We start from the raw sequence: 23,521 nt of genomic DNA on the forward strand, positions 1-23,521 counted from the left end.
GCACGCGAAAGCTGCCGATCAGCGTACCGCACGCCCTTCGGCGCACCGGGCGCTCAGATCGCGAGCACAGCCTCCGTCAGCGTGTCGAACGGGATGTCGCTCCGCGTGTTCGCGGCGCGATCCCAGAGCTCGAGAACTCCGTCCGCCGATCCCCGGCCGGCCACGGCGACGACCGGGACGCCGATGAGCTCCGCGTCACGGAACTTCACCCCGGGCGAGACCTTCGGACGGTCGTCGAACAGCACGTCCAGACCAGCTGCTTCAAGCGCCGCCACGGCGCGTTCGGCAAGCGTGTAAGCGACCTCGTCCTTGCCTGTCGCGACGACGTGGACGTCGAAGGGCGCGACATTCTTCGGCCACACCAAGCCGTTGTCGTCGTTGTGCGACTCGGCCAGGATCGCCATGATCCGGGTCACGCCGATGCCGTACGAGCCCATCGTCACGGTCGCGAGCTTGCCGTTCTCGTCCTGCACCTTGAGACCGAGCGCCTCGGCGTATTTGCGTCCGAGTTGGAACACGTGGCCGATCTCCATGCCGCGCGCCGTCTCGAGCGGGCCCGACCCGTCCGGAGCCGGGTCCCCGTCGCGAACATCGCTCACGTCCACGACGCCGTCGGCGACGAAGTCTCGTCCTGCGATCAACCCGGCGACGTGGCGACCCCGAACGTTGGCGCCGGTCACCCACGTCGTGCCGTCAGCCACTCGCGGGTCGATGAAGTAGCGCAGGCCGCTCTCAGAGACCGTGCCCAGCGCCTGGCGCTGCACGCCGTCGGTCCCATGCCCGAGTGCGGACGCTTCGACGAACGCCGCACTCGACGGGCCGATGTAGCCCTTCACGAGGACGCGATGGCGCGCGAAGTCAGCGTCGGTCGCCGGTTCGACCTCGGCCGGCGCAAATGCGACCTCGGCTCGCTTCATGTCGACGTCGCGGTCCCCAGGAAGGCCGACCACGACGACCTCGCGCGTCTCGTCCAGGTGCGTGAGCGCGAGCACGACGTTCTTCAGCGTGTCCGCACCGGTCCACGCGCCGGTCTCGCGCGGTGCCACGGCGTTGGCATGCGCCACGAGCGTCTCGATCGTCGGGGTGTCAGCAGCCGGGAGCAGGACCGGTGCCGGGGCGCCCTCGAACGACACGGGCGCTGTTGCCGGCGTCGTGTACGCCTCGACGTTCGCGGCGTACCCGCCGGCGCTTCGAACGAAGGTGTCCTCGCCAACCGCGATGGGATGCAGGAACTCTTCCGACTTCGAGCCGCCCATGGCTCCGGCGTCTGCCTGCACCGCGACATATTCGAGACCGAGTCGCGTGAAGATGCGCTCGTAGGCGTCGCGCATGGTCTGGTAGCTGCGGTCGAGCCCCGCGTCGTCGATGTCGAACGAGTAAGCGTCCTTCATCGTGAACTCACGCCCCCGGAGGAGCCCAGCGCGGGGACGCGCCTCGTCGCGGTACTTGTCCTGAATCTGGAAGAGCGTGACCGGGAGGTCCTTGTAGGACGAATAGAGATCCTTCACGAGGAGCGCGAACATCTCTTCGTGCGTTGGGGCGAGCAGGTAGTCGGCTTCTTTGCGGTCCTGCAGCCGGAAGATGCTGTCCCCGTACTCGGTCCAGCGGTTGGTGGCCTCGTACGGCTCACGCGGCAGCAGCGCAGGCAGCAGGACTTCCTGTGCGCCCGCGGCAACCATCTCCTCGCGGATGATCGCCTCGATGCGCGCCCGCACACGAAGCCCAAGCGGCAACCACGCGAAGATGCCCGGCGCCTGTCGCCGGATGTATCCGGCGCGCACCAGCAGCTTGTGACTCGTCACCTCGGCGTCTGCCGGGTCGTCGCGGAGGGTACGGAGGAACAGATGCGAGAGCCGAGTGACCACCGGCACAGCCTACCGGCGAGCGCAGACTAGGCCGTGACGACCTCGGGCGAGCCCACACCGGCGTCCGGCCCCATCTCGTCCGCGATCCGGTTCGCCTCCGCGATGAGCGTCTCGACGATCTCGGCTTCGGGCACAGTCTTGATCACCTGCCCCTTGACGAAGATCTGGCCTTTGCCATTGCCGGAAGCGACGCCGAGGTCCGCCTCCCGGGCCTCCCCAGGGCCATTCACGACGCATCCCATGACGGCGACGCGGAGCGGCACGGTCATTCCCTCGAGCCCCGCCGTCACGTCGTTCGCGAGCTGATAGACGTCGACTTGGGCGCGGCCGCAGCTCGGGCAGGAGACGATCTCGAGCTTGCGCTCCCGGAGATTCAACGACTGCAGGATCTGCAGGCCGACCTTGACCTCCTGTGCGGGAGGCGCGGACAGCGACACACGGATCGTGTCGCCGATCCCCTCGCCGAGCAGAATGCCGAATGCCGTCGCGCTCTTGATGGTGCCTTGGAACTCGGGACCCGCTTCGGTGACGCCGAGGTGCAGCGGCCAGTCGCCCCGCTCGGCGAGCAAGCGGTACGCCTTGACCATCACGACCGGGTCGTTGTGCTTGACGGAGATCTTGAACTCGTGGAAGTCGTGCTCCTCGAAGAGCGAGGCTTCCCAGACGGCGGACTCGACGAGCGCCTCCGGCGTCGCCTTGCCGTATTTCTGCAGGAGGCTCGGCTCGAGCGATCCTGCGTTCACGCCGATCCGCAACGACACGCCGGCGTCCTTCGCTGCCTTCGCGATCGCTCCGACCTGGTCGTCGAATTTCCTGATGTTGCCCGGGTTGACACGAACGGCAGCGCACCCGGCGTCGATCGCCTGGAAGACGTACTTCGGTTGGAAGTGGATGTCGGCGATCACGGGGATCTGGGACTTCTTCGCGATGATCGGCAGCGCGTCGGCGTCGTCTTGGCTCGGCACCGCGACGCGCACGATGTCGCATCCCGATGCGGTCAGTTCCGCGATCTGCTGGAGGGTCGCGTTGATGTTCGTGGTCGGCGTCGTGGTCATCGACTGAACACTCACAGGCGCGTCGCCCCCGACGAGCACCTTGCCGACGCGGATCTGCCGCGACTTCCGGCGGGGAGCGAGCGTTTCGGGGACCTTCGGCATACCGAGATTCACTGCTGGCACGGAGAGGAGCCTACGCGCGAAATGTGACAGTGCGGTGCGAGCCGACCCTCCGGTCAGCCGAAGATCGACACGGGGCGGACGATGTCCGCATAGACGAGCAATGCGCTCATCCCGATCAGCAGGATGACCACCACCATGGTCAGCGGCATGGTCTTCGCCAGGTCGATCGGACCGGGATCCGGCCGACCGACGAGCCTGAAGGCGCGGCGCTTGATCGCCTCCCAGATCGCGCCGGCGATGTGGCCGCCGTCGAGCGGCAGTATCGGCACCATGTTCAGGACGAAGAGCCCGATATTCAGCGACGCGAGCAGGCCGAGGATCGTGTACAGCTTGTCGACGACCGGGATGCCGCTCGATGCGGTGACGGTGCCGATCGCTCGTCCAACGCCGACGACAGAGACCGGGCTGTTCGCCTGCCGCGCTTGCGTGCCGAACGCTGCGTTCCAGACAGCGACAAGCCGTTGCGGGAGATCGACGATGAGCTGCGCCGAGGCTTCCGTCTGCGCCCAGACGGCGGGGAGCACCGCCGCCGGGGACTGCGGGACGAGCGACTGACCGATGCTCACCCCGACGACGCCGACGTTGTGCGTCTTCGGTGTTCCGTCGGCGGACTTGACGATTTGACCGCTGGCCGTCAGCTCGTCGCGGACGGCCAGCGCGGGGGTCACCTGGACCGTCAGGTGCCGTCCGTCGCGGAGGATCTGGAGTGTGACCGGCGTGTTCGCGGATCGCTCGAACACGGTGGTGAGCTGCGTGATCGAGGGCTTCTTCACCGAGCCGGCCGCGAGAATGACGTCCCCGCCGCGAAGCCCGGCGATCTTCGCGGGGCTGACCGCGTCGCCCGCCGCGCAACTCGTGCTCTGACTCGTGGGCAGCACACAGCCGATCGTCGAGGCGATCGTCGTCGTGGGCGCGCCGAACCCGACGAGAAGGACACCGAACAGCACGATCCCGATCACGAGGTTCATCGCCGGCCCGGCGACCATCACGATGATCCGCTTCCATGGCGTCAGTCGGTAGAACGCGCGGCTGTCGTCCCCGCCAGCGTCTGCGATCTGCTCGGCGCTTGCGTCGCGGGCGTCCTGCACGAACGCGCTGTACATGCCGGTATTCGTGACGGTCGTCGTACCGTTCGGTCGCGGCTTCACCATGCCGACCATGGAGATGTAGCCGCCGAGCAGAATCGGGCGGATCCCGTATTCGGTGCCGCCTCGCTCGAACGACCACAACGCTTTCCCGAAGCCGAGCGAGTATTGGGTCACCCGCACCCGGAAGAGCTTGGCGAAGAACAGGTGTCCGAGCTCGTGGAGCCCGATCGAGATGAGCAGGCCGACGATGAAGACGACGATGCCGAGCACGAACAGCAGCACGGTTCCGACGGTCACCGGACGATCGTACGGGAGCGCCCCCATGGGTCTCCTGAACCCATGCTGAGCGCGATCAGTGTCCTATGAGCACGTCGGCGCGCTCGCGGGCCCATCGCTCGGCCTCCAGGACGGAGGCGATCGACAGCTCCCCCGGTTCATGCTGCTCCACCACCGCCCGGATGGTCTCGACGATGTCGAGGAATCCGATCCGCCCGGCGTGGAACGCCGCAACAGCCTGTTCGTTGGCCGCGTTGAACACTGCGGGATAGGTCGACCCCAGGACGCCGACGTGCTTGGCGAGCGCAACCGCCGGGAATGCGTTCTCGTCGAGCGGTTCGAACGTCCACGCGGAGGCCGTCGACCAATCAAGCGGTACGCCGACGCCTGCGACGCGGTCCGGCCACCCCAGTCCGAGTGCGATGGGCAACCGCATGTCCGGTGGCGACGCCTGCGCGATGGTCGATCCATCGGTGAACTCCACCATGGAGTGCACGATCGACTGCGGGTGCACCGTCACCACGATCCGATCGAACGGGACGTCGAACAGCAGATGCGCCTCGATGACCTCGAGACCCTTGTTCACGAGCGTGGCGGAGTTCGTGGTGACGACGAGGCCCATGTTCCACGTCGGGTGTGCGAGCGCCTGTGCGGGCGTGACCTCGCGGAGATCCTCGCGCGCGCGGCCTCGGAACGGTCCTCCGCTGGCAGTCACGACGAGCCGTCGCACCTCCGTGCTTCCGCCGGACCGGAGCGCTTGCGCGATGGCGGAGTGTTCGCTATCGACCGGGACGATCTGTCCGGGCGCGGCAGCGTCCGTCACCAGCTGACCGCCGACAATGAGGCTCTCTTTGTTCGCCAGGGCGAGTGTTGCCTCCGTCGCGAGCGTGGCGAGGGTCGGACCGAGGCCGACAGACCCGGTGATGCCGTTCAGCACCACGTCGGCCTCGACGGTGCCGACGAGCTGCTCGGCAGCCTCCGCACCGAAGACGACGTCGCGAACGCCGAACTGCTCAGCCTGCTCCTCTGCGAGCTTGCGGTTCCGACCGGCCGCGAGTCCGACGACCTCGAACCGCTCGGGATTGCGGGCGATCACGTCGAGCGCCTGGGTGCCGATCGAGCCCGTGCTGCCGAGCACGATGACGCGCCGACGCTCCATGTCAGCTCTTCGCGAGGATGTCGACGACGAACACGAGCGCCGCGTTCGCGGGAATGTTCGAGCCTTCGGGCGGGCTGGCGCCGTAGCCGGCGGACGCCGGCATGACGATGAGCACCTGCGACCCGACCTTCTGGCCCACGAGCCCCGTGACGAAACCGTCGATCAGCTGGCCCTTCGCGATCGTGAAGGTGGTCGGCTGTCCGCGCGACCAGGTCGAGTCGAACACCTTGCCGGTGGAGTACACCTCGCCCTTGTACTGCACGAGGGCGCTGTCTCCTTCGGCGATCGTCGCTCCGTCGCCCTGCTTGATCACTTCCGCCTGCGTGGTGGACGGCGCAGGCGTCGACGGGATCGTGATCTGCGGCTCGCCGTTCGTGCCGTCCTTCACGGTCGGCAGGGATGAGGACTGCGGCTGCGGCGCGCCGGTCGAGTAGGGCGAGGTCTTCCCGACGACATCGCCGACGACCACGATCTGCCCTGTGGTCCCGAAGCCGAGCGCTGTGCTCGAACCGACGAGCGCGAACCGCTCTCCGATGCGCGTGCAGGTGAGCACTGCACCGAACCCGGATCCGCCTACGGACAGCACCTGCGGGGACCCCTGGTCGAATCCGACCGAGCCGATCTTCGACGCCTTCGACGCTTGGTACACCGTGTACGAGACCTGGACGAGGTCCCCGCTCTTCAGCTTCGCGCCCGTCCCGGACGAGAGCGCTGAGACCTGCGGCGGTTCTGCAGACAGCCCCTTCTTGAAGGTCACGGTGGGCGCCTTGGACCCGTTGAACGCTCCGGAGGCGCTGATCGCCTTGGACGCGGAACCCGCGGTCGGGCAACTCGTGATGGCGGCGGGAGTGGACGAGGCGGTGGCGGTGGCGCTGGGCTTGGACGATCCGGATCCGCTGCACGCGGCAAGACCGACCACCACCGCGGGGATCACGATGAGGCTTGCGATGAGGCGCGATCGATGCACGAAAACCTTCGCTTCTGATATCGGGAGGTGCCGCGACGAACGAGGGCGCTCGGCGATCGACCTGCCTAGTCTGCCAAACCCTGTGCTGCGAACTCGACGCGCGGCTCGTGACGCACCGGGAACGCAACGCTCCGCGCGATGAAGCACAGTGCCGCGGCCCGTTCGTGCGCGTCCGTCGCCCTCTCGGCCATTTCGGGATCCGCGACGGTGACGACGGGCCGGAGCACTGCCTCCGTGATGTCGCCCGAGCCGTCGCGGTGCACGCGCAACGAGGCGGTCGCTTCGTCGTGATACGAGACGACCGTGACGCCGGCTTCGACCGCGGCGTGCAGATAGCTGAGCATGTGGCATTGGGCGAGGGCCGCGAGGAGCATCTCCTCCGGGTTCCAGCGATCGCGGTCGCCGCGGAACGTCGGGTCAGCGGACCCGAGGATGGCGGCCTTCTCTGCGGCGGACACGACGTGGTCGCGTCCGTACTCGCGGTAGCCGGACGTCCCGACGCCTCGATTGCCGGTCCATTCGACGGCGACGGTATAGCCGTGGGCGCTCATGCTGCTCCTCATCGGGACGGCGCTTCCTCGTGCGCCACGCGGCGCAGCACCATCGATACACTCCCCATCATGACCGGCAGCAGCTTCGACCGCGACCGCCACCCGCTCAGCGTCGAGGGATCGGTCGAACTGGCCGTCGTCCGGCGCTCGGGCTTCGACGAGAGCCGCCACATCGGAGCAGGTGTCGTCGTCGACCTCGATGGCACACCGGTGCTGCACGCGGGCGACATCGATGCAAGCATCTATCCCCGCTCCACCATGAAGCCCTTCCAGGCGATTGCGACCATGCGTCTCGGCGCCGGATTCCACGGACTGGAGCTGGTGCTCAGCACCGCGAGCCACGCCGGCACGCCTGCCCACCAACAGGTCGTGAGGACGATGCTCGACCGATTCGGGTTCGCCGAGGACGATCTCGGCTGCCCGACGGACTTCCCCTTCGACAGAGCCACCGCACGGGTGATGTCGGAGCCGAGGCGCCTCACGATGAACTGCTCGGGAAAGCATGCGGCGATGTTGGCTGCCTGTGCTGCGCAGGGGTGGCCGACAGACAACTATCTGGACACGCAGCATCCGCTGCAGGTCGCCATTCGGGCGACGGTGTCCGAGTACACCGGCGAGGAGATCGACACCGTCGGAGTCGACGGGTGCGGCGCCCCGGTGTTCCCCACCACGCTCCGCGGGCTCGCACGAGGGATCGCTCGAGTCGTCAGCGGGGCCGACCCGGACGGCGCTGCCCTGACGGCAGCGATCCTCGAACACGCGTGGGCCATCGACGGGCCCGGACGGGCGAACACCCGAACCATCGAACGGCTCGGGATCGTCGCCAAATTGGGCGCGGAAGGCGTCATGGTCATGGGAGTCCCCGGCCGTGGTGCGGTGGCGGTGAAGGTCCTCGACGGGGGCGGACGGGCGGGCTCCATCGTCGCCCTCAGACTGCTGACCGTCGCCGGCATGATCGATGAGGAGGCCGCTGCCGCGGCAGCCGATGAATTGCGGGAGCGAACGCTCGGCGGCGGCGTGCCCGTCGGTGCAATCGAAGTGAGTGAGCAGTTGGACGGGGCCCTGGAACGTTCGCGGGCGCATCACGTGACCCGCTGATCGTTTGCCGATTCCCGCCGCGGTTGAAGCCGAGCGAGCGTCGGTTCCAGCAGAACGGCGCCGTCGTGGGCGACCAGCCGGATGGGTCCGGTGTCCGCGCGGAGGACGGCGCCCGCACCGCGCGCCGCCACCGGATCTGCGAGCAACGCGATAGACGCGACCGGGGTCTGATGGGTGCCGACGAGGACGGCGACGGCTGCGCTCTCAGTTCCGGTTCCGTCGGAGATCGGAGCTTCGATCGCGACCTGCGGGTGCCAGAGCGGGACGAGCGTGTCGTGATCGATGCGCTCGCCAACAACCCGGACAGGACCGAGCCCGCGCTCAGCCCCCGCGACGGCGAGCTCGGCGACCAGCGATCGGAAGATCGAACGGCCGACGGGGTTGCACCCGATGACGGCGATGCCGCCAGCGGCATCCGCGATGACCCCGCTCCTCGGCAGGCCATCGGGATCGCTCGAATCGCCCGCTGCCTGCACCCGCCGGCCGAGCACGACCAGCAGGGAATCCGACGAGGTCTGCTGCTGGCCTCCGGCACCGGAGGCTCGAGGCGACGCGCACGACGCGCTCGACGCGGGCGACGCGGCGAGCGATCGACCGGACGGCGTTCCGAAGCCGAGCGAGCCGGTCGGCGCTGACCGATCGCGCGAACCAGACCGTTCCGGGGCGCCGGAAGCACCCGGCGGCTCGGGGATGAGGCTCTGCGGTGGGGGCGCCACGGAGCTGTGCGAGGCGGGCAAGAACGCGAGAATCGCGCACGCGGACATCGATGCGAGGAATCCGCGCACCGGCGCCGGAACACTCCCAGACGCCGTAACACTCACGACCAGCGCGACACACCCCACCCCGAGCACAGCGAGCCGCGCGATGAGTGTCTGCATGAGAGCAGTGAACCGGCCGAGGTCCTGCGCAGCGACGTCGCGCATCCCGCCTGTGCAGAGGTTCGGTGAGCAGCGCCGGTGGTGGGCCAGCTCTCGTGTCGTGGCTACTGCACCAAGAAGAACTGCTCGCCGATATCCACTCGCGCGCCGCGTTCGACGCGATAGCGCCGACCCGGTTCACAGCGTCGAATCGACCCGTCGATATGCCGAACGACGGTGCCATTTCCCGAATACCGATCGGCCACCCAGAGGTCATCGCCATCGCGGCCGAACTCAAGGTGTGTCTTCGACACCGACCGACCCGGGTCGACGATCGTGAGGAGTTCGAGGAGATCCTCTCCTGGCTGTGGGTTCGGGAATCGACCGAGCAAGCCATGCCCGTGAACGCCGAAGCGCTCCCCCGTGCTGAAGTGGAGCGTGACCGGGCGTGACGCCGGCGCCGAGCGCTCGACGATTCGCGTTGCCTCTGGATCGTCGTCATCGACCGGCTCGGCGCGCTTCGGCACCGGCGGCTCCTCCGAGGCCGCGGGCTCGGGCTCAGGTTCGGGCTCGACCGACGGTGCCTGCCCGCGATCGACCACGGAACCGTCCACGGCGTGAGGGGCCCCCTCGATCCGCTCGTCCGTCTGGATCTGCTGCTCGGACGACTGCTGAGTCCCAAGCTGCTCGGTCGCGGACGACTGCTTGGGCTCGGACGACTGCTCGGTCGCGGACGACTGCTTGGGCTCGGACGACTGCTCGGTCGCGGACGACTGGTCGGTTTCGATCCGCTGCTCGGACTCGGACGCGGACGACCGCTCCCGATCGATTGCGGGTGCGGGCGCAACCGACGCTGCCGAATCTTGGGGGTCCTTCTGTTCCTCCTCGCCCTTCGGGTCGGCAAGTTCCTCTGGCGCCCTCTGTGATTCGGTCGCGGCGCTGCGGTCGGACTCCGCGGCGCCCTGCTCGTCTGGCTCGGAGGCCTCACGGTCGGTCTCCCCGAACATGACCGCGCTGTCGTGATGGGACCAATCCGGTCGCTCGATCGGCACGGCCACGATGGGGCCCGTGAACGCGGCGGTCACTGCGGGTCGGACTGCGCCGCATTCCTCACAGAAGATGTCGTCGGGCTGCAGCGCGTGACCACAGACGTGACAGGTCGTCGCGCCGCCGCCGGGTTCGATGAGCGGCGGACGACTCATCGGCCGAGCACCGGCGGATTGATCGTGAGCGCCCTGGCGATCCTGATACCGGTGCGGATCAGTCGGCGCGGCTCGGAGGGGCTCGACCACCGCGGTATCACCGGGACGTGGTTCGTGCCGGTCCTCGGCCCGTCCGTCGACGCGCGCGGCCGCGGTGTTCGTCGGCGCATCAGTCTCGATGCCGGATTCGGAGCGGCCGGCTCGGCCCACCCACCAAGCAGGCCTGGGCGTGCGCGGCCCGGGCGCGTCAGGCACGGGTTGCGGAGCCGGGGCTCTGGCCTCCATAGGTTCGTCATCCTGCGCCCGAGCGCCCATGTCACGATTGCCGCCAGCGCGAGGGTCATGCTCTGTGAGGCCCGAAGCCTCCGCCGATTCCGCACGTTCTGTCGGCCCCACAGCCGCAGTCCGCCCCGCAACCTCTGTAGGCCCCACAGCCGCAGTCGGCCCCGCAACCGCACTGGGCCCTACAGCCGCAGTCGGGTCGGCCGAATCGCTGGCGCCCGTCCCGCGCCCGGTCGCAGGCGCGTCTGACCGCGGGTCGAAGGCGGCGCCTCCGGAGGCCCGGCGCTCAGCATCACGGGCCTGCGCCTCCGAAGGCGCGCTCGTATCGGCGAAGGGGACGGCGCTCGTCGACGGACCGCGCCGGGCATCGGGCTCCTCAGCGGCGCCGCTGCCAGCGACCTCGCGTCGCTGCGGGTCTCCGAGGTCGCGGAGCCCCGACCCCGCGCCGTGCACGTGGCTCGGCGCCGAGCGTGGGGCGAACGGGTCGCTGGCCGGTGTGGAGGCGCGCTGGTCGTCGCCCTGCCGGCCCGCGTCCGCTGATTGCTCACGCTCAGGACTGCCAGCGGACTGCGAGGCCATCAGCCACGCACGGGTCGCTGGGTCGAGGGTCGATTCGGGGATCCAGAGCCCGTCGCGGTCCTCCGGCCGACGACTACCAGGCGCCTGCAGCGGCGGTGGCGACGGCCGCTCGCCCTCAGGTACCGGTGCAGCGGTGCGCGCGTGGCTTGCCGTGACGGATCGACCGCACTCACCGCAGATGATCGCTCCGTCGGGAAGCGGCGATCCGCAATGGGTGCAGGTGATCACGGTGCCTCCGTCGTGGTTCGGTGATGCGAACTCATGCTCGCTGCTCGCGGACATCGTAGTCAGCCCGACGCGCCGCGTTCGAACGAGCCGATGCCCGGCCACGCAGCGAGCGCAGCGACAGGCGCATCCGGATCCGCTCCCACCGGGTCCGGTCGCCGGTGAGTTCTGCGATCGCCCGGTCGGTCTCCGCCCACATCCGGTCGGCCGTCATCCCATCGACATCGGACGGGCCGAAGACGGCGCGATCGGCGAGGGCGGCAAGCCCGCTCGCGTGCGGCGCGCGCGTCGCGGCCGCGACTTCTCGGCGTGTCGATCGTGCAGGAAGGGTGTATCCGGCATCGAGGAGCCGGTCCCGGTATTCGTCCCAGGCTGCGACGATGCGAGTTCGTCCCGATCCGGACCGCCGGCGGCGCCGTCGCCGGATGGTCTTGATCAGGAGGATCACGAGCAACGGCGCGATGAGGATACCGAGCCCGCTCGCGGAGCCGATTACCCATGGGAGGAGCGCGCGGAGAATGCGCAGCCATTGCGGCTCGACCGGCGGGGATGAGCGATTGGCGGACTCGGGATTCTGCGTGTTCTGGTGCGTCTGTTGTGCAGGTGGAGGCGGCACGATCGTCTCGGGGCGAGTGATCGGCTTCGGCTGTTGCTCCTGTGCGGCCGGAATCGGGCGGAGCGGCGGGTTCGGGTCGAGCATGACCCAGCCCTGCTCACGCGTGTTGACCTCAATGCGTGCGGTGATGTCCGCGCCGACGACGGTCGCGGAGCCGTCTGCGGACGGCGTTGTCGAGAACCCCATCACGACACGCGCAGGGAAGCCGATCGACTGCGCCATCAGCGACGCGGCGACCGCGTACTGCTCGGCATCGCCGACCATCGGCACGCTCGTGAGGAGCTGTTGAATGCGATTCGCCCCGTGCCCAGAGGCGCTCGGCCGATCATTGCCCACGCCATGGCTGACATAGCCGTTCGAGCGCAGCCACTGCAGCACGGCGCTCAGTTTGGCGCCGGGACTCGACCCAGCCTTGGCGACGGACGCGACGGTCGAGGTCACCGCCGCTGGCACATTGCTCGGGGTGGGAACGTGCGCGGTGCCCGGATGCATCGCTCCGACGGCTCCAGCCCCGGGCGCATTGGGGACCACGGCGCTGAGCCGGTAGGACGTGCCGCCTTGCACGCCGCCGAGGATCGCGCCGGTCTGGGTCGTGGGATTGTAGAAGAAGTTCCTGGACGCGCTCGCTCCGTGCGAGCCGGTGAAGCTGATGGATTCCAGATCGCCCACTGTGGGCAGCCAGACCCCCCGATATCCGCTGACCGTGACGTCCACGCTGACATGGCGCCCGGAGACGCCGTTCACATCGACGCTCGTCGGGATGCGCTCAAAGGTGCCGGACGCGGTCGACCCGGACGGCCCTCCGACGCCGTAGACGACCCCGTCATACGTGTCGAGCGTCGCGATCCTGATGAAGGAATCCGGTGGCAGACCGGTGATCCGGAGTTGCGGCGCGTCGACTGCCGGCGCCTCCTCGTACGCGCGGAAGCCGGACAGCGGTGAGACGTACGCGCTCGGATCGAACTGCTTGACCACCGCGCTCCGGAGCACGTGACGACTCGGAGCGGGCGGCACGATCGCACCGGCGCCGAATGCGACCGCGGCAGCGATGAGAATCGTCGTGACGCCGAGGAGCGTGGGTCGGACCACGGAACGACCGGGGCGAAGTGGCGCACCGATGGTCTGCGCGACGACGCGTGCGCGACGGAGATGACGGGACGCGAGGGCCCAGGTGAGCGCCACTCCCATCAGTGCCACTCCCGCCAGGACGGGAAACGCCAACCGTGTTGCGCCGAATCCGACGCCGACGATGAACAGCACGACCGCGGGCAGCGCGCCGAGCTCTGGGCGCCGAGTGCGCGTGGCGACGCTGACGCCGACGACGGTGCTGACCAGGACGAGCAGGAAATACGGGACGAGAAGCGTCTCGTAGCTTCCGACCGGGAGCGGGACGGTGAGCAACTGCTTCCAACTCAGCGCGATGGCGCTGAACAACGCAGTCAGTCCGGCGACGGACGGCAGCGCGCCGGTGGACTCGCTCGGAATGGCGAGGGGCACGCCTACTGCGGCGAATCCGGCCGCCGCGAGCAGGCCGACCGGCGCAGCACCCAGTCGGAACAGCGCGCCGACGATCGCGACGGCACCACCCAGCACCATGGCGCCGGCCCCCGCGACCAGCATCGCGCGCGTGTCGTAAATCGGCCACCAGGCTACGCTCGCGATCGCGACAAGCAGCCAGGTCATGCCGAGCGCCGCAACAGCAGCCCCGAAGGGCAGCCGAGACGCGGACCGGCGGGTGGCGCGGCGTCGCGCTCGGACGCTGTTCGGCGTGGACTGCGCCCCACTCATGACGTCGCCGATCGGTGCAGCGCGACACGAAGATCATCGAGGAACCCGACGGTGAGCACCGTCAGCCCGGGAATCTGCACACGCCGGGGCTGCGCCTCCGGCTCGCAGATCACCGCGATCGCTTCGACCCCGAGCGGGAGGCGCGCGGCGGCTCTCCGAAGCGCCGCGAGTCCGACGCTCGAGCCGACAACGAGAAACGCGACGGAGATGCCCGCCGTGAGGTCACCGACCAGGCGTGCGACATCGGCGATCGAGAGGCAGGAGTCGGCACGGCTCACCGCCGAGAACGCATCCAGGAGCCGCGTCGGCGACACCGTCGGAAGGGCATTGACGCCGATGACGGCGCGCCGGGCAAAGTCCGGAGTCTGCTGCGACACCACCACCGAGACATCCCGGCCGTCTCGGACAGCTCGAACGCCGAGCGACGCCGCGACACTGACCGCGAGCTCGAATTCCTCATCGGCGGCGTACTCGTCCATCGCGATGCCGAGACAGACGACGAGGTGTGCACGCCGGGAGTCTTCGAATTGCCGCACCATGAGCGCGCCGGTCTTCGCGGTCGATTTCCAGTGCACCGTTCGTGGCTCGTCACCGGGCTGATAGTCGCGAATGGCGTGGAATGCGATGTCGACCGGCGCGAGGTCGCTCGTCGCCTGACCTTCCAGATCCCGGACGAGCCCGGTACTCGTGGATGGAATGGCGACTGTGCGTGGGTGCACGATGACCTGGAGACGCTCCCCCCAGACGATTTCCCGCCGCACGAGTCCCACTGGATCTTGGCGGACCCCGCGAAGCGGACCGACATCGAGCACACCACGGTGACCCGTCGGGATAGGGACGCTGTCGTCGTGGTGGCCTCCGGGGGCGAGACCGGGGACGGTCACATCGACGAGCCCCGCACCGATGGGGAGCTCGACGGTCATCGGAGTGGTCGGCAATCGGGACGTGTTCGCGGCGCGGACCGACACGGCGGCCGGATCGCCCACCGCGACGCGGCGTTGGACCGCGGCAAGCGTCAGCGTGAGCCGAGGCCTGCCGAACAGCACGCCGGCCGCGATCAGTGCGAGGACCACCACCGCGATACCGACCGCCTGGATCTCGCGGAGACCGAGCAGCGAGCCGACGATGAGGGCGGCCGCGCCCACGATCGCAAGTACCCAACCGAGCGATGTCACCACCGCATTGGTCGCTCGCCATGCACGCGCGAGCGCCCGCTCGGTGACGCGCGCGAGACGGGCGATGCCGATGACCGCATCCGCGGCGAGATCGTCGCGGTCGCCCACGAGCCGGGTGCGTGCATTTGTGAGCGCGGTCGCCTGGAGGGTCCGGGACGCGGCGGCGCGATTCGTCGTCGATCCGGGCCGACGCCGGGCACGGGTCGGCGGAGACTCGCCGGAGGGACGCGCTGCCACGATCAGCGCCCGCTACGGTCCACCGGCGGAGGCGTGTCCACCAGGACCTGCGAGATGACGCTCGATGCGGTGACACCGTCGAATTCGGCCTCCGCCTCGAGCACGATCCGATGCGCAAGGACCGGCTCCGCGAGGGCCTTGACGTCATCGGGGGTGACGTAGTGGCGACCGGTCATCGCCGCATACACGCGGGCCGCGCGCATCAGCGCCATCGCGCCACGGACGCTCACGCCGAGACGAACCTCCGACGCCGCGCGGCTGGCCTCGACCAAGCGGGCGACATAGTCCGCGACGATCGGGTCGACGTGGACCGTTCGGGCGAGCGCCGCCATCTCGGTGATCGTCGCAGCGCTCACGACCCCCGCAAGCTGCGCCCCCCGGGTCGGCGACATCGCCGATCCTTCGAGGATGCGCACGGTCGCGACGTGATCGGGGTAGCCGACGGAGGTGCGCATTAGGAATCGGTCGAGTTGTGCCTCCGGAAGGCGATACGTGCCCGCCTGCTCGATCGGGTTCTGTGTCGCGATCACCATGAACGGATCGGCGAGCCGGTGGGAGACGCCGTCGACGGTCACGGCGGCCTCCTCCATCGCTTCGAGCAGCGCGGACTGCGTCTTCGGGCTCGCCCGGTTGATCTCGTCGGCGAGGACGATATTGCCGAAGACCGGGCCGCGGTGGAATTCGAACGTGTTGGTGCGCTGGTCCCAGATGCTCATCCCGGTGATGTCCCCGGGCAGGAGATCCGGTGTGAACTGGATGCGCGTCGTCGTGCCGTGGACGCTCTGCGCGAGCGCGCGGGCGAGGCTCGTCTTGCCGGTCCCCGGGACGTCTTCGAGCAGGAGGTGCCCTTCGCTGAGCATCGCGGCAACAGCGAGGCGAATGACGAACGTCTTGCCGAGCAGCACTTGTTCGACGTTCGCGACGATCCGCGCCGCAGCGTCCTGGAACCAGCTTGCCTGCTCAGGAGTCATGCTCATTCGGTGGTCGTTCCTGTCGTCGGGAACCGCGTGCGGTTCGGAGGCGTCATGAAGGTTCTGTGCCCTCGGCCAAGTGTGACCGGTGCGCGGTCTAGTTCGGGGCAAGCACGGTCGGCGGGTTTCCGTCTGTGTAGGAATTCCGTCCAATGGTGACCATCGTCGTGACGGTGAAGGAGTACCAGTCCGCCGGCAGCGTCGAGCCGAGCGTCCAGTCCTTCCGGTTCGCATCCTGGCGCGAGCAGAGGAGGCCACCAGGGCCCTGACATACCGTGATCGAGTACGTGTAGGCGCTGGCTGGCAGGGCGGGGTCGTTCGGAGCCGCGAACTGGATCGTGCCGTTCGCGCCGGTGAGGTTCTGCGCACGCGCGGTCACCGGTGTGATCGTTCCGGCAGTGCTGTTGGTCGTGCAGTAGGCCGTGCTGGACGGGGTGCGGCACGCCGTGAGACTGATCGACTCGGGACTTCCGTACTGCTGGGGCGTGATCGTGATGGGTCCGCCGGTCGAGGTCGCAGAGGTGCCGTCCGAGAGGCTCACGATGTAGTGGTCCACCTGGCCCGAGGCGACCGCGAACCCGGACGCGGTGATGTCGAAGGTGCCACTGGGCGATGTCCAGCTGCCCGCACTCCCTGTGACGTTCGTGAGTCCGAACGAGGCGCTTGGGGTTCCGGGAGCGGTGAAGCTCTCGACCGCTCCGCTCGAGACCGCTGCCGCGCAGAACCCGTAGGTGTTCTTCGCGAGAACGGCGTAGTAGTAGCTGACGCCGTCGTCCGGTGCGCTCCCGTCGGTGAGTTGGGTGGCTGCCGCGGCGCCGCTGTCGACAAGCGTGCCCGACGGGGCCGAGCAGTCGAAGGACGACGACGTCAAGCGGTAGAGCTGATAACCGGAGATCGGCGCTCCCTGCGGCTGAGCCGCGCCGAACGACACGGTGACCACCGTCCCGGACCCGGACTGGCTTCCCACCGCCGACACCGACGTCGGCGGCAGCGGATTGCCGACGGAGGTCGCGCTCGCGGTCGCCGAGTTCCATTGCACCGGAGTGCCGTTGCGATCGGCTGCGTTGTGCGCCGAGACGACCACGGAATACGAGGCACCTGCTGCGAGCCCCGAGAACGACGCCGCCGTCGCGGTGCCGGTGTCCTGCGTCAGCGTTCCGGTCGGCCCGGTCAGCGTCACGAGGTAGTCCGACACCGGAGTGCCCTGGCCGGGCCGCGGGACGGGATTCCAGCGCGCGTTGAGCTGGCTCGGCGTTGAACTGTCGGGTGTCAGCACGAGACCGGTCGGCGCGGCCGGAACGAAGTCCGCGCTCATCGATGCACTCGGCGCGGATGCTTGGGAGGTGCCGATCGCGTTGACTGCGACGACGGAGAACTGATAGCTGGCGCTCGGGTCCAGCCCCGTGATCGTGCAGACGGTCGAGAGTCCACAGTCCTGCTGAATACCGCCCGTGCCAGACACGCGATAGTCGGTGATCGGGGCATTGTTGGAGTCCGGCGTGGCCCACGTCAGCGTGAGCTCACCGCCGACGTAACTCCCGGTGCGGACGGGCGCGGTCGGGGTCGCCGGAACGTCTTCGACCGAGATGGTGACATCGCCCCAGACAGCTCGGTTCGGGTCGTTCGTCGCGTCCGTGATCTCATACTGCAGATGCGTGTCGACCGGCGCGGCGTTCTGTGCCACCGATACCTGCAGGCTTGCGTTGTTCGCACTCGGTGCCACGCTGACGCCGGACGGGATGCCCCCGCTGAGACCTCGGATCGCGATCACGCGCAGCGGCTGATCGGGGAACGGGTTCGTCGCTTGGTCGTTCGCCAGGACGTCGATCGTCGCTGACGAGCCGCGGCGTACGACAGCGCTGTCCGGCTGCGCCTGCGCCAGCGGTCGAGTCGATGCGACGACGTCCACTGTGATCGCCCCGGTTCGGCCGCTGTTGGTGGCATCCGCAACGCTCACGCCCACGACGGCCGAGGAGTTCTCCGGCGTCGTGTCCGGGACGCTGATGGTGATCGATTGCCCGGAGACCACGGCGCGCACGCCGCTTGGCTCGCTCGCCACGGCGTAGCGGAGTTCGCCACTGTCTTTCGGGTAGGGGTAATCGGTGAGCCGCGTGAGGTCGAGCGTCCGGGTGTCGCCGGGTTCCATGTCGATCGTGGTTCCGGTGAACGCCGGCGGCTGGTTCGACCGCGGCGTCACCTTGATCGGGAGCACGAGCGTTGCGGTGCGGCCCTTGCCGCCGTTCGCGTCTGATCCGTCGGTGACGTCGAAGGAGATCGACGCGTTCCCGAAGTACAGCTTCGCGGAGGTGAACGTGAGCGTGGTGCTGTCCACAACGGGATTGCCGCCGTTCGAGTGTGTCGCCGCGACCGTTCCGGGGTCGACGAGCGACGGCGTCGTGCCGCTCGCAGTCACCACGTATCGCGACAGCGGGATCTGCACCGTCGCCTCGCTCCGGACGACAATCGGCGGTGCGAGACGGTTGAGCTGCGGGAGCGCGTCGTTGGTTCCGGGAACGTGGATGAACGCGTAGGCGGAGATGCTCGGGTGATCCCGCCGTGCGACGGCGAACGGGATCACCTGGGCGTTCGCAGCGATGGTGACCACGATCCTCCCGTCGGAGAGCACGCGGGCGTTCTTGGTGTAGCCCGGGACCAGTCCGACACGAAGCTCCGATGTCGGACCTTCTGGGAAGAACACATTGCGGAGCACGTCGACGGTGATCGTCTTGCGATGCAAGATGTCCTGCAGATCGAGCGTGGTGTCCGTCGCTTCGGGAGGCAGCGGAGCGGCAGCCGGATCGACCGTGACGGTGAGGAACGCGGTGCTCTCCCCGCCGTCCTGGTTCTGCACCGTGTAGAGCACTGCGAAATCCCCCCGCTTCGCACTGCGCGGCGGGCTGACGCGAACTGCTTGGCCGCCGACGATCTGCGCGCGGACGCCCGCGCCGTTCGGCTGGACCTTCGTGACCGTCAGTGTTCCACCGTCAGGGTCGTAGTCGTTGTCGAGCACGCGGACCGTGACCGTGCCTCCTGGCCGGATCGTGACGTGGTCCGGCTCGGCAATCGGGTTCGACGCCTGATTCGCCCGCGGAGCGATGCCGACGCGCACCGTTCCTGTGGCTCTCGCGCCCAACGCGTCGACAACCGTGTACGTGAACTGGTCGGTTCCGGCCGAGTAGTCCCCTGCCGCGTACACGAAGGAGGTCGCTGTGACGTCGCTCACTGAACCCTTTGTCGGGTTCGATGCGACCCCGACGAGCTGCACCGAATCGCCGTCCGGGTCGATTCCATCGAGCGGCACCTGGATCTGTACCGATCGACCTGCGATCACGCGCGCGGTGATGGTCTCTGGAACGGGCGGCTGATTGGTTGCGAGATCACGCTCGCGAACGGAGATCGTCACGGTCGCGTCGGCGTACTGGCCGTCCGGGGCCAGCACGCGATAGACGGCCGTGAAATTGCCCGGGGTCGGCGGCGCCAGATATCGGAGCACATTTCCGGAGGCGAAGAGCAGGCCTGCGCCGGCTGGAACGTTCCGCACGAGTGCGGGATCGAGGGTCAGCGGCTCGCCGTCGGGTTGCGAGTCGTTCGCGAGCACGTCGATGGTGGTGACGTCGCCGACACGGACCGTCGCGTGGTCGGGCTGCGCGACCGGAGGCTGCTCGGTGGCCGGCTTCGGAATCTCGATGACCGTGATGGATCCGGTGGCTGAAGCGAGCCCGTTCGTCTCGGCGTAGCTGAACGTGACCGGACCCGCCAACGGCGCCGTGAGCGTCACGCGCACGGTGTGCTGCTCGAGAACGCTTGCAGTCACCCCGGAGCGTGCAGGGAGCCCGCTGACCCCGGTGACGAGGAGAACACCACCCGCGGGATCCATGTCGGTCGCGGTGACATCCGTGTCTCTCGTCGACAGGGTCTGCACGAACACCGTTTTCGGAGTGGTGATCGGCGCGGATGACGCCGACGGCGGCGCGAGCACGGTGATCCGCGCGATGCCGCTCGCCGTTCGGGTCCCGTCGGTCACGGTGTAGTCGATCTGGTGATCGCCCACAGCGGTCGACGAGAAGACGAATGTTCCGTTCGCGTATGACGGGGTGACCGTCGCCGGTGTGAGCGCCGCGACACTTGCGAGTGACACCGTGCCGTTCCCACCGCGCACGTGGTTCAGCGGGGAGACCATGAGCTGCTGTCCCGCGTACGCCTGCACGGCGAACGCGTCGGCGTAGAGCGGCACCTTGCCCGGCGCAGCGACCTCGACCGTCACAGAGCCATGGCCGATTGCGCGTCCGTCGCCAACCTCGATCTGGATGACGCGTGCACCGGTGCGGCCGGAGGCGTTCGTGAACGAAAGGGTTCCGTCGGGTGCGGCCGTAACGCTGTCACCGTCCGACGCCGTGGCCCCGGCGAGGTACACAGGGTCTCCGTCGGGGTCGACCCAGTCGGAGAGGACGTTCGCAGTGAGGTGCCCGTTCTGTTCGAGGTTCCAGGTTGTCTGGCGAACCTGCCGCGGAGCGCCGTTCACCGACTGCGGGTGCACGGTCACTCGAACGGTCGCCGACGACGTGCCGCCGTTTCCGTCACTGATCTGGTACCGGAAGCTGATTGTTCCCGTCGCGGCGGGGCTCAACGCGATCTGCAGCTCCTGCTGCTGGTCGATCATCGTGACGGTGCCGACCGAGGGGTCGATCGGTGTGAACGAGTCGATGACGATCGGATCCCCGTTTGGGTCGTAGTCGTTCAACAGCACTGGCAGCAGTGTTGTGCGCCCCGCACGCGCTCCGAAGGCGTCGTCGACGGCCACCGGAGGCTTCTGCTGCGCGTCGACTTTGGGGTTCTGATTCGAGGTCTGCTGCTCTTGCTGCTGACTGTTCCGCTGCACAAGAGACGACCAGTTGTCGATGAGTTGACCGCTCCGGCCGACGGCCCACGATCGCCCCGATCCGGGATCGTTGGCAACGACGGTTGAACCGTTGTGCACGATCTGCAGCGCCGCCCCGGACGGCATTGACTGAAGTCGTTGGAGCGCGGCCCCGTTGCACGAGTTCAGGGCCTGCCCTGCATCCCACGCCACGTAGACGCACGACCCGTTCACCCACGGCCTCGCCGCTGTGCCGGCAACGGCGAGCCGTTGCCGGCGGACCGATCCATCCGCCTGAGCGCGGGTCAATCCGGAGCTCGACGCGACAACGATCGACGCGCCGCTCGTCGACGACTGCTGCAGTTCGGGCTGGTCGGTCCGAGCCAGCCCCAGACCGACCTTTCTGCCGTCGACATAGAGAGCACCGGACGTCTGGTCGAGCACCGCGAGGCTGGGACCGACGACGGCGGTCTGGACAGCGTCGTTTTTGCTTATCGGAAGCTTCCATCGGTCGACGATCGTCAGTCCGCCGTGCACGCTCAGGACATAGGCGGTTCGCTCCGCGGCAGCGTACGCGGCGATGTGCGTGTCGCTCGCGTCGAAGATGGCGCCGGAGCCGAGCGACAGTGTCGGCTTCATCGAAGCGGTGAAGTGCGAGAGCTGGGCGTTGGCCATCAACCAGAGGCGTCCGGAGTTCTCGTCCGCGACCACGGCGTCCCCGCCGACGAGGAACACCGCTGACGCACCGGACGGAAGTGTTGCTGGCGAGCCCAGCGTGGCATCGGCGACGTCGACGGCACTGACGGTCGCTTTCGTCCGATCAACACTGAACACGGAACTCCCGCGTTGCACGATCGCGACCCCGTCGCCCGTTCCGGAGACAGCGGTATTGAGTTGCAGCACGCTCGTATTCGCGCGCCCGATCGCGCCGTAGGTTGCGCTGGGAACCCACACGGTGCCGTCGCCGAGCGACACCCGCTGCGTGTGAAAGCCCGTCGAGACGACCGCAGCGACCGCAACGGCAGCCGTGAGCAGCAGTGCCACGAGTGCGGTGAGGAGCCCGGAGCGATGCCGGCGAAACAGCGTGCGGAACACTTATCCGCTCCGAACGGTCGCGCACTTCTGCGCGCTCTGCGGCCCGGTCGTGCCCGCGCGACTGACCGCGACGGTGATGCATTCCTGCGAACCGGACGCGCCGGCAACGACGAACACCGTGCCGACCTGCGTGCTTGTGCCGGAGGCGGTTGTGATCACATAGGTGTCGCCAGCGAGGGTCCCAGGGTCCGACCATCGGAACGTCACTGCCGAGGTTGAGGCGCTTGCGGTGATGTCCCGAACGGTCGGGATGGCCGTGCCGCCGGAGCCGTGAAGAACTGATGCGAGCACGATGATCGCGACGGCGGCGATGGCGGCGCCCCCTGCGCCGATCGTCCACGCTCCGATGCGTGAACGTCGCGCGGCGAGTCGAGCACCACCCCGCTGCACGGTGCCAACGCTCGCCGATCCAGTCCGGCTGACAGCAAGACTCTGACGACGACGCGACCGCCGTCGGCGCCCCCGGTCGGAATCGCGCCGGTCCGCGCCGGCGGCCGAGATCGCCGTCTGCTCGTCGGTGTTCGAGGCGATTGTCGCGGCCCACGCGTTGACCGCGATGTCAGCCTGTGTCTGCGGCAGTCCGAGTTCGACTTCGACCTGCTGGAGCCCGCGCACCAGGTCGAGCACTGTGCTCGGGCGCTCGGCAGGTCGGCGCGCCATCGCGCGAGCGAGCAGTCGCTCGAGTGTCGGTGGGACATCGGCGCGCTCGATCGGCCTCGGGTTGCCGCGCTCGATGCGCGCCATGAGGTCGCCGGCGCCGTTCCGGCCTCCCGGGATCTCGAACGGAGAGCGTCCGGCGAGCAACGAATAGATCGTGGCTGCGAGCGAATACACCTCTGACTCGATCGAGCCCGTCGATTCGTCGGCGAGGATTTCCGGCGCGGACCACGGCACAGACAGCCCGACGGGTTCGTCCGGACGCGCACTCCCGATCGACGCAGCGATGCCAAAGTCGGAGAGGACCGGATTTCCATAGGCCGTCTCAAGAATGTTCGACGGTTTGATGTCGCGGTGCAGCACTCCTTCGCGATGCGCGGTCTCGAGTGCAGACCCGATCTTGACCCCGATCGACAGGACTTCCGAAACGGGCAGCGGTCCGCGACGATAGCGTTCGCTCAGGGACGCGGAGCAGAGCTCCATCACCAGGTACGGACGGCCGTCGTTGGCGACGCTCGCCTGAAACACGGTCATGATCGCCGGGTGTGTGCTGAGGCGAGCCATCAGGTTCGCCTCAGACTGGAACATCCGCCGGACGTGTTCGTCGACGATCTCATCGATGAGCACCTTCACGGCGACCGACCGCCGCGGAAGGTTCTGCTCGTACAGGAACACATCGGCAAATCCGCCGGATCCGAGCACGTGCACGAAGGAGAAGCCGGGAATCACCGGAGGTGACGATGGCAGGCGCCTGGCCATGTCCCTCCTTCCGGCCGGTTGCGCTTCGAGAGCCCAAT

Annotated in this window: 14 protein-coding genes; 1 reads left to right on the forward strand and 13 read right to left on the reverse strand. The window is 68.4% G+C overall.

Features of this window, described 5'->3' with window-relative positions; translation table 11 throughout:
• Window positions 1–53 precede the first annotated feature (53 nt).
• The 6 genes from CAM01S_RS08225 to CAM01S_RS08250 form a co-directional block, all read right to left on the reverse strand.
• On the reverse strand, window positions 54–1,865 hold the full coding sequence (locus CAM01S_RS08225) for a proline--tRNA ligase (RefSeq protein ID WP_066519991.1): 1,812 nt from the start codon (window positions 1,863–1,865) through the stop codon (window positions 54–56).
• Between the two features lie 26 nt (window positions 1,866–1,891).
• Complete coding sequence (ispG, locus tag CAM01S_RS08230; RefSeq protein WP_066519400.1) at window positions 1,892–3,022, reverse strand: flavodoxin-dependent (E)-4-hydroxy-3-methylbut-2-enyl-diphosphate synthase; 1,131 nt, start codon at window positions 3,020–3,022, stop codon at window positions 1,892–1,894.
• 74 nt (window positions 3,023–3,096) lie between these two features.
• Window positions 3,097–4,428, reverse strand: a complete 1,332-nt coding sequence (locus CAM01S_RS08235; RefSeq protein WP_245631582.1) for a M50 family metallopeptidase — start codon at window positions 4,426–4,428, stop codon at window positions 3,097–3,099.
• Window positions 4,429–4,483: 55 nt separating this feature from the next.
• On the reverse strand, window positions 4,484–5,566 hold the full coding sequence (dxr, locus tag CAM01S_RS08240) for a 1-deoxy-D-xylulose-5-phosphate reductoisomerase (protein ID WP_066519403.1): 1,083 nt from the start codon (window positions 5,564–5,566) through the stop codon (window positions 4,484–4,486).
• 1 nt (window position 5,567) lies between these two features.
• Window positions 5,568–6,533: an FKBP-type peptidyl-prolyl cis-trans isomerase gene (locus tag CAM01S_RS08245; protein WP_066519406.1), complete on the reverse strand. Its 966-nt coding sequence runs from the start codon at window positions 6,531–6,533 to the stop codon at window positions 5,568–5,570.
• Between the two features lie 65 nt (window positions 6,534–6,598).
• Window positions 6,599–7,084, reverse strand: coding sequence for an OsmC family protein (locus CAM01S_RS08250; RefSeq protein WP_083527901.1), 486 nt, complete (start codon window positions 7,082–7,084; stop codon window positions 6,599–6,601).
• A gap of 69 nt (window positions 7,085–7,153) precedes the next feature.
• On the opposite strand from CAM01S_RS08250, the gene CAM01S_RS08255 reads away from it, so the two are divergent.
• Window positions 7,154–8,182 carry an asparaginase gene (locus tag CAM01S_RS08255; RefSeq protein WP_066519411.1) on the forward strand — a complete coding sequence of 343 codons (1,029 nt, stop codon included), beginning with the start codon at window positions 7,154–7,156 and terminating at the stop codon, window positions 8,180–8,182.
• On the opposite strand, the gene CAM01S_RS08260 is transcribed toward CAM01S_RS08255, so the two are convergent.
• The 7 genes from CAM01S_RS08260 to CAM01S_RS08290 all read right to left on the reverse strand — a co-directional run bounded on the left by CAM01S_RS08260 (window position 8,167) and on the right by CAM01S_RS08290 (window position 23,483).
• A complete protein-coding gene (locus tag CAM01S_RS08260; RefSeq protein WP_157071481.1) occupies window positions 8,167–9,060 on the reverse strand; it encodes a hypothetical protein in 894 nt (297 codons plus the stop codon). The genes CAM01S_RS08255 and CAM01S_RS08260 overlap by 16 nt on opposite strands.
• A gap of 104 nt (window positions 9,061–9,164) precedes the next feature.
• Window positions 9,165–10,241: an FHA domain-containing protein gene (locus CAM01S_RS14910; RefSeq protein ID WP_245631583.1), complete on the reverse strand. Its 1,077-nt coding sequence runs from the start codon at window positions 10,239–10,241 to the stop codon at window positions 9,165–9,167.
• 1,120 nt (window positions 10,242–11,361) lie between these two features.
• A complete protein-coding gene (locus tag CAM01S_RS08270; protein WP_157071482.1) occupies window positions 11,362–13,626 on the reverse strand; it encodes a transglutaminase TgpA family protein in 2,265 nt (754 codons plus the stop codon).
• A gap of 101 nt (window positions 13,627–13,727) precedes the next feature.
• Window positions 13,728–15,143, reverse strand: a complete 1,416-nt coding sequence (locus CAM01S_RS08275; RefSeq protein WP_066519423.1) for a DUF58 domain-containing protein — start codon at window positions 15,141–15,143, stop codon at window positions 13,728–13,730.
• Window positions 15,144–15,145: 2 nt separating this feature from the next.
• A complete protein-coding gene (locus CAM01S_RS08280; protein WP_066519426.1) occupies window positions 15,146–16,120 on the reverse strand; it encodes an AAA family ATPase in 975 nt (324 codons plus the stop codon).
• A gap of 91 nt (window positions 16,121–16,211) precedes the next feature.
• Window positions 16,212–22,067, reverse strand: coding sequence for an Ig-like domain-containing protein (locus tag CAM01S_RS08285; RefSeq protein ID WP_066519430.1), 5,856 nt, complete (start codon window positions 22,065–22,067; stop codon window positions 16,212–16,214).
• Window positions 22,068–23,483, reverse strand: coding sequence for a serine/threonine-protein kinase (locus CAM01S_RS08290; RefSeq protein ID WP_066519433.1), 1,416 nt, complete (start codon window positions 23,481–23,483; stop codon window positions 22,068–22,070).
• Window positions 23,484–23,521: the final 38 nt, after the last annotated feature.

The organism is Curtobacterium ammoniigenes NBRC 101786 (genome assembly GCF_001571045.1).
GTDB lineage: Bacteria > Actinomycetota > Actinomycetes > Actinomycetales > Microbacteriaceae > Curtobacterium > Curtobacterium ammoniigenes.